The following is a 12,961-nucleotide window of genomic DNA, read 5'->3' as shown; positions in this document are numbered from 1 at the left end:
TGTAGTGGTACGGTGAATTTGGCCACCTAGTTAGAGGTGATATCATCACCTCATAAGTTAACAGGTGACACTATGAAAAAACGTACAAGAAGACTTTTTAGCGCAGAGTTCAAACTTGAATCAGCTCAATTAGTGCTAGATCAAAATTACTCAATTGTTGAAGCTGCTCAAGCCATGAGTGTAGGCAAATCAACCATGGATAAATGGGTTCGACAATTAAGAGAAGAGCGACAAGGTAAGCAACCTAAAGCATCACCTATATCACCAGAACAAATTGAAATTCGAGAGTTAAAAAAGCAACTCGCTCGCCTCCAAGAGCACAACGAAATATTAAAAAAGGCCACAGCTCTGTTGATGTCGGACTCACTGAACAATTCTTAATAATTGAGAAACTCAGGCAGAGCTACAGCATAAAAACATTATGCGAAGTGTTCAGTATTCATCGTAGTAGTTACAAATATTGGAAAAAGCGGCCAACAACCATTAATGCCGATAAAGTTAAACTTCGGAGCCTAGTTAGCGAAGTACACACTGCAAGTAATGGGTCGGCTGGTGCTAGAACCATTGCAGATATGGTTAGCCAGCAAGGTGTCTTGCTAAGCCGCTATCGTGCCACTAAGTTGATGAAAGAGCTTGGTATAGTTAGCTGTCAGGTTCCTAAGCACAAATACCGAAAAGGCACGCTAGAACATATTGAAACCCCTAATCACCTAGGTCGACAATTCGCAGTTACAGCTCCGAATGAAGTCTGGGTTGGTGATGTCACCTACGTGTGGGCTGGTAACCGCTGGATGTACTTAGCTGTTGTGATTGATCTATTCGCCCGTAAAGTGATTGGCTGGGCTATGTCATTATCACCTGATAGCCGTTTAACTGGCAAAGCGCTTACGATGGCCTATGAAGGTCGTGGTAAACCTAAAGATGTTATGTTCCATAGCGATCAAGGGACTCACTATACAAGCAGAAAATATCGACAACTTTTATGGCGATACCAGCTCAAACAAAGTTTATCTCGACGTGGGAATTGTTGGGATAATAGTCCAATGGAACGCTTTTTTAGGAGCCTTAAGACAGAATGGATACCAACAACAGGGTATCGTAATTTTACAGAAGCTCAGAACGAAATTACACGATACATAATTGGATATTACTGCCAGCTTCGTCCACATCAATATAACGGCGGACTGACGCCCAATGAATCGGAACGATTGTTCTGGTTAAACTCTAAGATCGTGGCCAATATTAGTTGACCACTACAAGCTATATCAGCACGGTCTCATAATCGTGCCAGAAGATAGAGGCTGAATTGGATGCTGACATAGAGAGAAACTAAAGAGTTAAAGTTATCGGTATCATAGCACTCAGGCTCTAGTCTGTACCAACTCAAGCGTATAAATTAGCTATTTGGTTGAATTAGCGTCATTTTGAAGTTGGAGGTTATTGGCTTCAGCGGTACAATAGCCGCTCTATATAGGGAGCATCCATGTTTGAGCCGTTACTCACTCAACCCAAAGTTATTGAAGTGACCGAAAAGACACAATTTGTTGTTAAGTTATGCGACTCAGTCAGTGACTTTAGTCTATTGCAGGCGATGGGAGGGCATGTTGCAGAGTGCATTGTGATTGCTAGTGAGCCTAATCACATGGGCGTCTTAGTGCGTATTCATCCCTTTCTCACTCTCGATATCTTGCCGGCAGTCACGCACAGCGACAGCACTCTTGGACGATCTTCGTCAATTGAACGATGTGTTGGACAGGGGTTTCGCTTGTTCAGTGCATTAGGCGCTTCTCCGGCCATGTGCGCAAACCTGCTAAGGCAGGGATTGTCGTTTGAGGTCTCTTATATAGAAAACGGAGATATCGCTTTTTGTCCATTATTTGAAAGTAAATGGCAACTTGTTGCACTCGAAAATGATCTGCGTTTATTTGGCGGCCCGATAGAAATTAGGCGTGCAAAAAGTATCTTGGCACGCCAGTTAGATTTAGACGTCAACAGTGAAAGCCTGCTATTAGAGTTAAGCGAGATTGAAACTGTCCGCAATGATTTAAGGCACTTTGTGAGTGATAGTAGTCATGCTCGACACCGTGCATTGGTGAATGAAGTCTCTGAGCTCGATAACCAACTATTGCAAAAAAAGCAGCTAATTTCACGTTACTATCATCAAGCTATAGAACGTCCGAATTGGCAACGAGCCGCTAATCATGTTGAAAATAACGATGATCTGCTACGAAAGCTTGCCTACTATCAATTGCTCGCACCGCAGGAGCTTAACACTATGGTTGAGCAGATGTTTTTAGATGAAACTCAGATTGTTTGATTTAGCGCGCCCATTATAAATATATTACTTGGAAAGATTGATGAATTACCGTTGCCCCCTGTGTCAGCATCCCTTGTTGTTGAACGATAGAGTTTGGTGCTGTGACAATAACCATAGGTTTGACTGTGCTAAAGAGGGCTATGTCAATTTGTTGCCTGTACAAAAAAAACGCTCTAAAGACCCTGGCGATAATAAAGAGATGATGTTTGCCCGCAGGGAGTTTCTCAATAAGGGGTATTACCAGTGCATGAGCGATCGTGTTAATGCACTAGCACAAGAATACGCACCAAGTGCGTCGCAGGGATTGGATGTTGGATGTGGGGAAGGTTATTACTCTCATCGTCTGCATGAGGTGATGAATCAACAGGGGCCTTTTAACTTAAATGGTGTTGATATCAGTAAGTCGGCATTGAAGTATGCCGCTAAACGCTATCCAGAGATCCGTTTTTGTGTTGCCAGTAGCTTTGAAATGCCTTTCGAAGCAGAAAGTTTTGATTTTATGCTGCGCATATACGCGCCTTCGTTAGATGATGAACTGCGCCGAGTCGCTAAACCAGGTGCGACACTGATAACCGTGTCGGCAGGGCCGCAACATCATTTTGCATTGAAAGAGCTGATTTATGATCAGCCTAGGCCACATCCTGATATTGAAAGCCAAATCGCGGGGTTCGAGTTATGTCATAGCGAACGGGTGCAGCAGACCTTAACGCTAAATGATGCGGCGGACATCCAACATTTCTTAGCCATGACGCCTTACAATTGGAAGTTTACGGTGGATCAAAAGCAGCACCTTATGGAAAATGAATTGCGCTGTGAATTGGATTTTAAAATTGAAGTCTTTTACGCCATTTAATTTATTACCCCTTGTTTAAACTATCTATTTTTTGCAAATGAAAACCATTTAGTGTTTTTACACAAAAAAATATGCCAGTTTTTTTAATCAACTGACAGAAAATTAAGTAAAAAATAGGTTTTACTCGGAGTAATGGCTGTTGACATACTGTCAGAATGATTTATAGTAATCGCAGCTTGAAGGTTGGGCTTAACTTTATGTGTTCAATACGACCAGTTCGTCCTGTTAACATAAGTAATACCGGCATTTTCCAGCTCTACTGCCGTTTAAGGCTTTATTTTATTTAGTTACAGGATTTATATCATGTCTCAAGTTACTGGCGTTGTTAAGTGGTTCAACTCTGACAAAGGTTTTGGATTTATCGAGCAAGAGTCTGGCCCAGACGTTTTCGTACACTTCCGTGCGATCAACTCTGACGGTTTCAAAACTCTTGACGAAGGTCAGAAAGTGCAGTTCACTGTGACTCAAGGTCAAAAAGGTCCACAAGCTGAGAACGTTACTGTTCTTTAAGCTGACCTTTAGTAGCATTTAGCTACTAAAAAAGAATTCTAAGAGCTGCGATTTATCGCGGCTCTTTTTTTTGTATTAATTTTTTATTCAGTACCTTCACACTGACTGACTGACTGACTGACTGACTGACTGACTGACTGACTGACTGACTGACTGACTGCCTGACTGCCTGACTGCGCTGCACTTTATACCTATCAATATAAAGCTCTGATCGCTCAGTGAGAGTTTAGCGCGTCGGAGGTGAGGCAAGGAGTGAGGTGCATAGCCTCTCAAGGTTTAAGCTCACTGCATCGAGTACGCTTAAACTCGCCTTTGAGGTGTATTTTTGGCTGTCAGTTGAATAACCTTACAAGGAAGTATCGGTTCTATTATCTATTCGCCTTGTGCGAGCTGCCAAAAAACATGTTGAGTCGATCCCATTCTTATATTGGTTGGTATTATTCTCATGTGCGTTGGCAGGTAATAATCATTGCCCACTCATTGGCTCAAGAGTCTCACGACTCATATTCTCACGCCCTAATGGGTTATTGGTTATTTACTATCGAACAAGGCGGTGGGTATCACTGTCGCTCGCTCATAGCTGTTACAGCGTCTTTGGCGCAGAAAAAAGCCAGTAGTGGTTGCTACTGGCTTGAGTAGAGGCGATCTTTGAGCCTTATACTAATAAGCGTTAGGAGAATAATTTGTCTTCTAGGGTACGGCCACGTTGCAGCGTGTGGTATTGCCACTGGTGTGTGGCGAACAGTTCGAATAACTTTAATTCAAATTGATAACCAGCGTGCTTCGTATATTGGATCACAAACTCATTGTGTTGGCTATTCTTGACCGATAGTACTTCGGGGAGAGCATTAATTAGGCTGTTGAATTGTTCATTGTCGCAATCATGCATAGATACCGTGAGATAGTCATCGGCTTGTGCATCTTTTATTGATACAGATTGATTTAATTCGCCTTGGTCAAGATAAAGCACCTTGTCACACAGTTTTTCAAGCTCATCTAGATTATGAGAGCTAATCACAAAGGTGGTGTGGACCGACTGAGCGGTCACCAGTTCTCTAATCGCTTTGGCATTGGCAGGATCTAACCCTGCAGTGGGCTCATCAAGTAGAACCAGCTTAGGCTGCCCGATTAAAGCTTGGGCAATCGAGACTCGTTTACTCATGCCGTGGCTCAACGAGAGCGGCTTTTGTGCGGCCACATCGGCTAAGCCCACCAAAGCGAGTACTCTCAGTGATTCTGCTTTGGCCTGTTTGTTGTTAAAGCCTTGCAGCTGCGCGAACAACACAAGTTGTGCTAGTACAGTCAGATTGGGATCAAGGCGTGCATCTTGTGGCAAGGCGGCAATTTGTCCGAGCAATGCCGTACTGTTCGGTCGCTCCCCAAATATTTTCACTTGGCCATCAGTTGGACTGATATAGCCACAAAGCAGCGAGAATAGTGTGGTTTTACCGGCACCATTTGGACCAACCAGCGCAATGGGCGCACCAGCTTCAATGGTAAAGCTGACGTTATTTAGTGCACGTTTACTGCCGTAGGATTTACCTACACTTTCACAGGTAATTAGGCTCATAATGCGATCCTCGCCATGTAGGTTCTTCCAACTAGCAGTAGTACAGCAGCTTGGATCAAAGGGATGGGGGCAAAGGCCAAGCTGCCCAGGCCGCTCGTATTAATCATCATAGATAGCTGTGCACCAGGAAGTACCCACTGCATTACACTATCAAGGCCTGGTAGGTAGTAGTTTAAAATGGCACTAACGATAGAGAATCCAGCCCAGAGTAATACGGCATAGATTGTGGCTCTCATTGCCGAGTTGGCATACAAGGACAAAATTGCCATGGTGGCGGTAAAGGGGAGCAGCACTATCATAATATTGATGAAAATAAATAAACTAGATGAGATTGCCGGCAGTAGTAATGAGGCATCACGGAACGCCACCAGTATCAATGTTGCGCCTAAAGTAAAGAGTAACAGTATTGCCTGAATAAGCATGTAACCGACAAAACGTCCGAAAAATAGCGTATCTCGACTAGCACGTAGCGTTAGAAAACGAAAAGTTCCTCTGGCTCTATCTGATGCAAATTGATCGGCACTCACTGAGATACTGAACAAGGGGAACAGATATAAGGCGGCTATCCAGACGATTGCCATTTCGGCAACGGGCCAAGAAAACAGTTCGCTCACTGAGGACTCACCAAAGAGCGCGGCCAGAAATTGTTTAAAATCAGGTGAAAAAAGATAAATGGATGCTTGTTTGACCGGGTACCATAAGATCAGAAACCACACTAATGCAAAGGCCGCCAAGGCAATAAGCCCACGGGTATTAAACAAAATTTTCTTCAGCTCAAATTTAGCGACGAGCAGTGTCGCACCCAATGAGCTAATTGGCTTAACAGTGTCCAAAGGTATTTCCTTTTCCTATTATTAATTTTGTTACACTATCACTAAATTGTGTTCTAGACAGTGTCAGTGTGTACTCAAATGTTACAACTGATTATCAATGAGTTGCGCAACTAAGTGTTTGAGTTCTGCAACCTCTTGCTCGAGCTGTTCAACTCTCCTTGGGAGTGTGTCACTGTGATGGTGTTCTGAAGGCGTTGAGGCATCTACATTAACACTAACCTGAGCAATGTGGTGTTCAGTGTCGCTGAGCAGTTCTGCAAAACGACACTCACGTTTACCTGGTTCTCGTGCCAGTTGCGTAACCATGGGGCTGTCGAGCGTTGCCAGCGCATGAAGTGTCTGCTCTACTTCGGCCACATCATTAAAATGATGCAATCTATTACTGCGGGTACGAAGCTCTCCTGCAGTTTGTGGACCCCGAAGGAGTAATAAGCAGATCACAGCAACTTGACCGCCATTAAGTTGTAACTGACTAAATTCGGTATTACAAAAACGGTGCTTATATTTGATCACTCTAGAGCCAAACCCCGTCTGCTCAGAGATAAGGCGTTTTTTGGTCAATGAATCAATAGCAATTTGTACTTCTGTTTCACTCAGGTTCATGACAGGCTCTCGGCTAGATTTTTGATTACAGGCTAGCGTCAGGCCGTTGAGGGATAGGGGATATTGCTCTGGGGTGGTTTTTTCTTTTTCTAATAGACAACCGATAATGCGCGCTTCGTGAGAGTTAAAGTTCATACTTACTGAATCCACATAAAAAAAGCATAGCTTGTTATAACAGAGCTATGCTTTTATTCAAAGGTTATCCTAGGAGCAACTTTGTTATTGCTTAACTTCTAGTCAACAAGACGAATGCCATCGCTATCGATACTAATCTTTTGCATCTTGTATAATCCGCCGATGCTTTTCTTGAAGGCTTTTTTACTCATTGCCAGCTCGGCGTAAATTTTCTCTGCATCGGTTTTATCTGTGAGTGGCAGAAAACCTCCTGCTTGCTTGAGCTTAAAGATAATCGTATTGGCGTGCTTGTCGAGTTCCTCTTTCACACCACGTTGTAAAACCAAATCGATTTTATCATCGGTGCGAACTCGTTTGATGAAGCCTTTCAGCCGCTGACCGAAGCGTAATTCACGAAAGACTTCATTTTTATAGATAACACCCCAATGGGCGTGATCGATAATGGCTTTATAGCCAAGATCAGTGGTGCCACCAATGATCAAGTTAACTTCTTGGTCATTACGGTAAGGCGGTGGGGTTAAATCGAGAAACTTTTCGACTTTTGATGAAGCAACGATACGATCATCAGCTTTATTGATAAAGACATAGACGAGGTATGAGCGGCCAACTTCAATCTCTTTATGTTGTTCGCCAAAGGGTAAAAACAGATCCTTGTCGAGCCCCCAATCTAAAAATGCACCATAAGGACCGGTAGCGATAGCTTTTAGATAGGCAAATTGCCCTACCTGAACTAAGGGTTTTTTAGTTGTGGCTATGACCTTATCTTCTGAGTCTAGGTAAAGAAATACATCGACACTGTCACCCACTGCGCACTGCTTTGGCATGACTTTTTTAGGCAGTAATACTTGGCCTAATTCATGTGCATTTAAATACACACCAAAATCAACATTTTTGACAACTTCTAGGGTACAGGATTTTCCTATCTCAACCATGGGACTCTCTATCACAATAGCGTACAAATTCGACTGCGGATTATAGTGGAAAATTGTGTATTATGCTGTAACTCTATTTGATTAAGGTAGTTAATTTCACACTATTATCGGCTTAGGTGGTGTAATTGCGCATTTTGTTGATGAATTCGAACGATAAATGCGGGATAAATCTTGCAATAAATTAATGTGATAATGATACTTGCAATTAGTTAATTTCAGGGGTTTAATTGCGCGCCTTTTTTTACTTTAGAAAAAAGTGAAATCAAAGCGTGAAACGGCAGACCTTCGCAGCGTTAAGCGGGTGAGTTTTTGCCCATCGAATCGATGTTGATATTGCAGCTTGCTTCAAAGTGAGAGTGCGGTATCGAGAGACATTAATGTGTTGGTAGGTGCGCACCTACTGAATATCAATGTACACACACAGGTTGAGAAAATATGAGTAATTGGTCTATTAAAGATGCTTATGCAGGTTATAACGTAAACTACTGGAGCTCAGGGCTCTATGGCATAAGCGAGACCGGTGAGGTGACGGTATCGCCCGATCCGAATCATCCTGAGCATGCAATCGGCTTAAATGCACTGGCTAACGATATGGTTAAGTCAGGTGTTGCATTGCCCGTATTGGTGCGCTTTCCGCAGATCCTCCATCATAGAGTGAATAGCTTGTGTCATGCATTTAACCAAGCGATTCAAAAGTATGACTATCAGTCAGATTACCTGCTGGTTTACCCCATTAAAGTAAACCAACAACAAACTGTGGTTGAAGAGATCTTGGCTAGCCAAGTATCAAAAGAGGTACCACAGTTAGGGTTAGAAGCGGGTAGTAAGCCCGAGTTAATGGCTGTATTAGCCATGGCTCAAAAGGCCAGTTCAGTGATTATCTGTAACGGTTATAAAGACGTCGAGTATATCCGTCTTGCACTAATTGGTGAAAAATTAGGCCATAGTGTTTACATCGTATTAGAGAAGTTATCCGAACTAAAAATCATCTTAGCGGAAGCGAAGAAATTGGGCGTTACACCAAGACTGGGTCTTCGTGTGCGCTTAGCGTTTCAAGGTAAAGGTAAGTGGCAGGCCAGTGGCGGTGAAAAATCAAAATTTGGTCTTTCTGCGGCGCAAGTGTTGACCGTTATCGATTCACTAAAGCAAAACGATATGCTTGATTGCTTGCAGTTATTGCACTTCCACCTCGGCTCGCAGATTGCCAATATTCGCGATATCAGAAGTGGTGTGAGTGAAGCGGGTCGCTTCTATTGCGAACTTCAAAAACTGGGTGCAAATGTTAAGTGCTTCGATGTTGGTGGGGGGTTAGCGGTCGATTATGACGGAACTCGAAGCCAAAGCAGTAACTCAATGAACTACGGTTTAACTGAGTATGCTAATAACATCGTTAGTGTGCTAACAGATATGTGTAATGAGTACGAGCAGCCCATGCCGCGGTTGATTTCTGAATCGGGTCGTTATTTAACTGCCCATCACGCGGTATTGATCACTGACGTTATCGGCACCGAAGCCTATAAACCAGAAGAGGTCGTGGCCCCCGATGACGAAGCACCTCAGCAGCTGAAAAACATGTGGCAATCGTGGACAGAGGTCAGTGCGCGCGCCGATCAACGTGCCTTGATTGAAATCTACCATGATGTGCAAAGTGATTTAACTGAAGTCCATTCACTGTTCGCTTTAGGACAAATGAGCCTAAATGACAGAGCTTGGGCTGAACAGATGAACCTGCGTGTGTGTTATGAGCTTAAAGGTGTGATGAGCGGTAAGTATCGTTTTCACCGTCCGGTAATTGATGAGCTCAATGAGAAGTTAGCCGATAAGTTCTTTGTGAACTTCTCACTGTTCCAATCGCTGCCAGATGCATGGGGTATCGATCAAGTGTTCCCTGTTATGCCATTAAGCGGGCTTGATAAGGAGCCTGAGCGCCGCGCAGTGATGCTAGATATAACCTGTGACTCAGATGGTATTGTGGATCAATATGTCGATGGTCAAGGGATTGAAACGACCTTACCAGTGCCTGCATGGAGTGCAGAAAGCCCTTATCTGATTGGTTTCTTCCTAGTGGGAGCCTACCAAGAGATTTTAGGTGATATGCATAACCTGTTTGGTGACACCAATTCAGCCGTAGTGCGTTTGGATGACGACGGGCTTGTGAATATTGAGTCGGTACTGGCTGGTGACACTGTCGCGGATGTGTTGCGTTACGTGAACCTTGATGCCGTGTCGTTTATGCGTACCTATGAAGAACTAGTTAATCTGCATATTCAAGAAGATGAACGCGCAAACATCCTTGAAGAGCTGCAAGTCGGCCTGAAAGGTTACACTTATTTAGAAGACTTCTCGTAACCGAAAAGTGATAGTGTGAGTGACCACAAAGCCAGTTTTAAGTTTACTTAAAGCTGGCTTCTACAGTTTTAAGTGACTGGACATCAATTTATATGTTTTTTGAGGGCTCAGAAAAGAGAATCGAAATCGTTGTGAATGGCGACAGCCAATCGCTGCGATCCTTTGGCGATTCATTTTGGCAGCAAGCCGTTGCTAAAGCTGGCGCAGATGTGCTCTCTAAAATTAGTAACTCAGGCTGTGATGCGTACCTCTTAAGTGAGTCGAGTTTGTTTGTTTGGGACAAACGGCTAGTCATGCTCACGTGTGGCAATACCAACTTAGTCGATGCGGCGTTGTTTATGATTGATCAACTCAATAGCGTGAATATAGCGTGGTTAAGTTATCAGCGTAAGAGTGAATTTCTGTCGCATCTGCAATCGAGCCATTTTGAAGACGATATACAGCGACTCAATGAGGTGATGATTGGACGGGCGTATCGCATCGGTCATCTCGATGGACATCATCACTATTTTTATTGCAGCCAAAAAGGTGAATCGGCAAGTGTGAGCCGGAGTATGCAGATGTATCATATTGATGGCCAAGTGGCTGACTATTTACGCGGTGATACACTGGATGCCTTGTCGATTAGACAGCGCCTAAAGTTAGCCCCCCTGTTTTGTGATTTTGAGTTTGACGACCATCTGTTTAATCCTTTTGGATATTCGATAAACGGGATCAGACATAATGACTATTTTACGATTCACATAACACCGCAAGAGAGAAGCTCTTATGTGAGTATTGAAACTAACTTGAATTCTGCACTCGAAGCGTCCAGTATATTTTGCGAGCTGTTAAATATTCTGAACCCAAGAGTGTGGGATGTGATTGGATTTAATGGGCAGCTGGTTGTTGATGCATTCCCGCCACATATTGATTTGGCTGATTGCAATGTGTCACTCAACCAGGCCGATACACTTTATATCAACCATTACAAACAGGCCAAGCGCGAGCGCTTAGTGGCCGAAGCTTTGTGATAATAATTTAGATTATATGGAGCACCTATGACCACTTTTGCAGACAAGCCTGATTATTCGCTTTATTCCAATGCATTTGGTTATTTAAGACAGCCGCTGGATTTTAAACCACTAGAAAGTGATGCCGACGTAGTGGTGCTAGGCTTGCCATTTGATATGGCTACCACTGGGCGCTCAGGCGGCCGTATGGGACCTGGTGCGATACGTCAAGCATCGGTGAATCTGGCCTGGGAAGAAACACGTTGGCCATGGGATTTCAAACTCAGTGACCATCTAAAGATGGTTGATGCGGGTGACTTAGTGTACGACTGTGGTGACTCAGCAGATTTTACTCAACGAGTTGAAGACTTTGCCACTGCAATCGTTGGGTCAGGCAAAGCGATGTTAAGCTTTGGTGGTGATCATTTTGTGACTTTACCACTGCTGCGCGCCCATTATAAAAAGCACGGTAAGATGGCATTGCTGCACTTTGATGCTCATACCGATACCTATAGCCAGGGCAGTAAGTATGACCATGGCACCATGTTCTTCCATGCCCCGAACGAGGGGATTATCGATGCTGCACATTCAATTCAAATTGGCATCCGTACTGAATATGATAAGAGCAGTCATCTCTTTAAGGTGATTGATGCAGCGACGGCGAATGATCTCACGGCAGACGAGATCGTGGCGCAAATTAAGCAAAGAGTCGGTGATATGCCACTTTACGTCACGTTCGATATCGATTGTTTAGACCCAGCGTTTGCCCCAGGTACGGGGACGCCTGTTTGTGGTGGTTTAACAAGCGATAAGGCGATGAAGATTATCCGTGGCTTGAGGGGGATGAACGTCGTCGGTATGGATGTGGTTGAAGTGGCGCCTGCTTATGATTCGGCAGAAATTACGGCGTTGGCTGGTGCTACCTTAGGCCTTGAAATGCTTCATGTTTGGGCGTCAGCTAACAAGAAGTAGTCGACCACAAATTAAAAGCCGTTATCGTGCTGTGTATTAGCGGTTTGACTGCAGTGGAGGCGATGATCAAACGTCAGCTTTCACTAGGCTTTTAAGACGGTAAAACTGCTAACAAGCATAGCGTTTATGTTTAGGTCACTCACATCATTGACTGCGAGCTAAACTTGAAAGATAAGCCGCAGTCATTAGTTAGGGAAATAAGATGTCCAATTTAAGTGATATTAGGCGTGAATATACCTTAGGGGGATTGCATCGGGAGGATCTGCCTGAGGAGCCGATGGCACTGTTTGCTAAATGGTTGGAAGAGGTGCGTGATGCCGATGTGTTGCCAGATCCTACTGCGATGTCGGTGGCAACGGTTGATGAAACCGGGCAGCCTTTTCAGCGTATCGTGTTACTAAAACGTTTTGACAATAATGGCTTTGTCTTCTTTACCAACTTAGAAAGTCGTAAGGCGGAGCAAATAGCCCACAACAGTAAAGTGAGCCTACTGTTTCCTTGGCATGCGTTAGAGCGCCAAGTGGCCATCACTGGTGTTGCAGAGCCGTTATCGACGGCTGAGGTGCTTAAGTATTTTATTACGCGTCCTAAAGAGAGCCAGATAGCGGCTTGGGTATCAAAACAGTCGAGTAAAATTTCAGCCCGCCAAGCCCTTGAGAGTAAATTTGCCGAGATGAAAGCTAAATTTAGTCAGGGTGAAGTGCCTTTACCTAAGTTTTGGGGCGGCTACTTAGTCCGTCCATCAAGCATTGAATTTTGGCAAGGTGGTGAACACCGCTTACATGACCGGTTTCTATATAGTGAAGAGGCTGGTGGTTGGGACATTTCTCGTTTAGCGCCATAATGCCTTATCACTCTGCTTAAAACTAAAAAACCACCCTGTTAAGGGTGGTTT

The 12,961-nt window shown here is 43.9% G+C and carries 12 protein-coding genes; 8 read left to right on the top strand and 4 right to left on the bottom strand.

The features are described 5' to 3' along the window. The first annotated feature begins 72 nt into the window (after positions 1–72). The 4 genes from BEL05_RS01400 (at position 73) to BEL05_RS01385 (ending at position 3,680) form a co-directional block, all read left to right on the top strand. A protein-coding gene (locus BEL05_RS01400) for an IS3 family transposase (protein WP_139151798.1) occupies positions 73–1,250 on the top strand; the annotation gives its coding sequence in 2 pieces (ribosomal slippage) (positions 73–340 and positions 340–1,250; 1,179 coding nt in all). 233 nt (positions 1,251–1,483) lie between these two features. After that, positions 1,484–2,317 (top strand): hypothetical protein, encoded by an 834-nt coding sequence (locus tag BEL05_RS01395; RefSeq protein WP_069670034.1) that lies wholly within the window; start codon positions 1,484–1,486, stop codon positions 2,315–2,317. 40 nt (positions 2,318–2,357) lie between these two features. Next, positions 2,358–3,170 (top strand): 23S rRNA (guanine(745)-N(1))-methyltransferase, encoded by an 813-nt coding sequence (gene rlmA, locus BEL05_RS01390; protein WP_069670033.1) that lies wholly within the window; start codon positions 2,358–2,360, stop codon positions 3,168–3,170. Between the two features lie 303 nt (positions 3,171–3,473). Beyond that, entirely contained in the window at positions 3,474–3,680 is a 207-nt protein-coding gene (locus tag BEL05_RS01385) for a cold-shock protein (RefSeq protein ID WP_028764848.1), read from the top strand. Between the two features lie 670 nt (positions 3,681–4,350). Here the strand turns inward: BEL05_RS01385 and BEL05_RS01380 are convergent. The 4 genes from BEL05_RS01380 to BEL05_RS01365 all read right to left on the bottom strand — a co-directional run bounded on the left by BEL05_RS01380 (position 4,351) and on the right by BEL05_RS01365 (position 7,753). Next, positions 4,351–5,250 carry an ABC transporter ATP-binding protein gene (locus BEL05_RS01380; protein WP_028764849.1) on the bottom strand — a complete coding sequence of 300 codons (900 nt, stop codon included), beginning with the start codon at positions 5,248–5,250 and terminating at the stop codon, positions 4,351–4,353. Next, on the bottom strand, positions 5,247–6,083 hold the full coding sequence (locus BEL05_RS01375; protein WP_051413167.1) for an ABC transporter permease subunit: 837 nt from the start codon (positions 6,081–6,083) through the stop codon (positions 5,247–5,249). The genes BEL05_RS01380 and BEL05_RS01375 overlap by 4 nt, the downstream gene beginning before the upstream one ends. 81 nt (positions 6,084–6,164) lie before the next feature. Continuing rightward, a complete protein-coding gene (locus BEL05_RS01370) occupies positions 6,165–6,821 on the bottom strand; it encodes a YceH family protein (protein WP_069670032.1) in 657 nt (218 codons plus the stop codon). Between the two features lie 98 nt (positions 6,822–6,919). Then, the gene (locus tag BEL05_RS01365; RefSeq protein WP_028764852.1) at positions 6,920–7,753 is read right to left on the bottom strand and encodes a CvfB family protein; all 834 of its coding nucleotides are present in this window, start codon (positions 7,751–7,753) and stop codon (positions 6,920–6,922) included. A 435-nt stretch (positions 7,754–8,188) separates the two neighbouring features. Here BEL05_RS01365 and speA point away from each other — a divergent pair, with 435 nt between their 5' ends. The 4 genes from speA to pdxH all read left to right on the top strand — a co-directional run bounded on the left by speA (position 8,189) and on the right by pdxH (position 12,910). Then, complete coding sequence (gene speA / locus BEL05_RS01360) at positions 8,189–10,102, top strand: biosynthetic arginine decarboxylase (RefSeq protein WP_028764853.1); 1,914 nt, start codon at positions 8,189–8,191, stop codon at positions 10,100–10,102. 92 nt (positions 10,103–10,194) lie between these two features. Continuing rightward, complete coding sequence (locus tag BEL05_RS01355) at positions 10,195–11,115, top strand: adenosylmethionine decarboxylase (RefSeq protein WP_069670031.1); 921 nt, start codon at positions 10,195–10,197, stop codon at positions 11,113–11,115. Between the two features lie 27 nt (positions 11,116–11,142). Beyond that, positions 11,143–12,066, top strand: coding sequence for an agmatinase (speB, locus tag BEL05_RS01350; RefSeq protein WP_069670030.1), 924 nt, complete (start codon positions 11,143–11,145; stop codon positions 12,064–12,066). A 202-nt stretch (positions 12,067–12,268) separates the two neighbouring features. Beyond that, positions 12,269–12,910: a pyridoxamine 5'-phosphate oxidase gene (pdxH, locus tag BEL05_RS01345; protein WP_028764856.1), complete on the top strand. Its 642-nt coding sequence runs from the start codon at positions 12,269–12,271 to the stop codon at positions 12,908–12,910. The last annotated feature ends 51 nt before the right edge of the window (positions 12,911–12,961 follow it).

Origin of the sequence: Shewanella colwelliana (assembly GCF_001735525.1) — a bacterium.
In the GTDB taxonomy this organism is placed as follows: domain Bacteria; phylum Pseudomonadota; class Gammaproteobacteria; order Enterobacterales; family Shewanellaceae; genus Shewanella; species Shewanella colwelliana.
This window is presented reverse-complemented; position numbering and strand designations above follow the sequence as displayed.

Excerpts from the sequence above, each read along its gene's own strand:
- speA (WP_028764853.1), top strand. The coding sequence starts at position 8,189 with ATGAGTAATTGGTCTATTAAAGATGCTTATGCAGGTTATAACGTAAAC.
- BEL05_RS01370 (WP_069670032.1), bottom strand. The coding sequence starts at position 6,821 with ATGAACTTTAACTCTCACGAAGCGCGCATTATCGGTTGTCTATTAGAA.
- BEL05_RS01395 (WP_069670034.1), top strand. The coding sequence starts at position 1,484 with ATGTTTGAGCCGTTACTCACTCAACCCAAAGTTATTGAAGTGACCGAA.
- BEL05_RS01385 (WP_028764848.1), top strand. The coding sequence starts at position 3,474 with ATGTCTCAAGTTACTGGCGTTGTTAAGTGGTTCAACTCTGACAAAGGT.
- rlmA (WP_069670033.1), top strand. The coding sequence starts at position 2,358 with ATGAATTACCGTTGCCCCCTGTGTCAGCATCCCTTGTTGTTGAACGAT.
- BEL05_RS01355 (WP_069670031.1), top strand. The coding sequence starts at position 10,195 with ATGTTTTTTGAGGGCTCAGAAAAGAGAATCGAAATCGTTGTGAATGGC.
- pdxH (WP_028764856.1), top strand. The coding sequence starts at position 12,269 with ATGTCCAATTTAAGTGATATTAGGCGTGAATATACCTTAGGGGGATTG.
- BEL05_RS01380 (WP_028764849.1), bottom strand. The coding sequence starts at position 5,250 with ATGAGCCTAATTACCTGTGAAAGTGTAGGTAAATCCTACGGCAGTAAA.
- speB (WP_069670030.1), top strand. The coding sequence starts at position 11,143 with ATGACCACTTTTGCAGACAAGCCTGATTATTCGCTTTATTCCAATGCA.
- BEL05_RS01365 (WP_028764852.1), bottom strand. The coding sequence starts at position 7,753 with ATGGTTGAGATAGGAAAATCCTGTACCCTAGAAGTTGTCAAAAATGTT.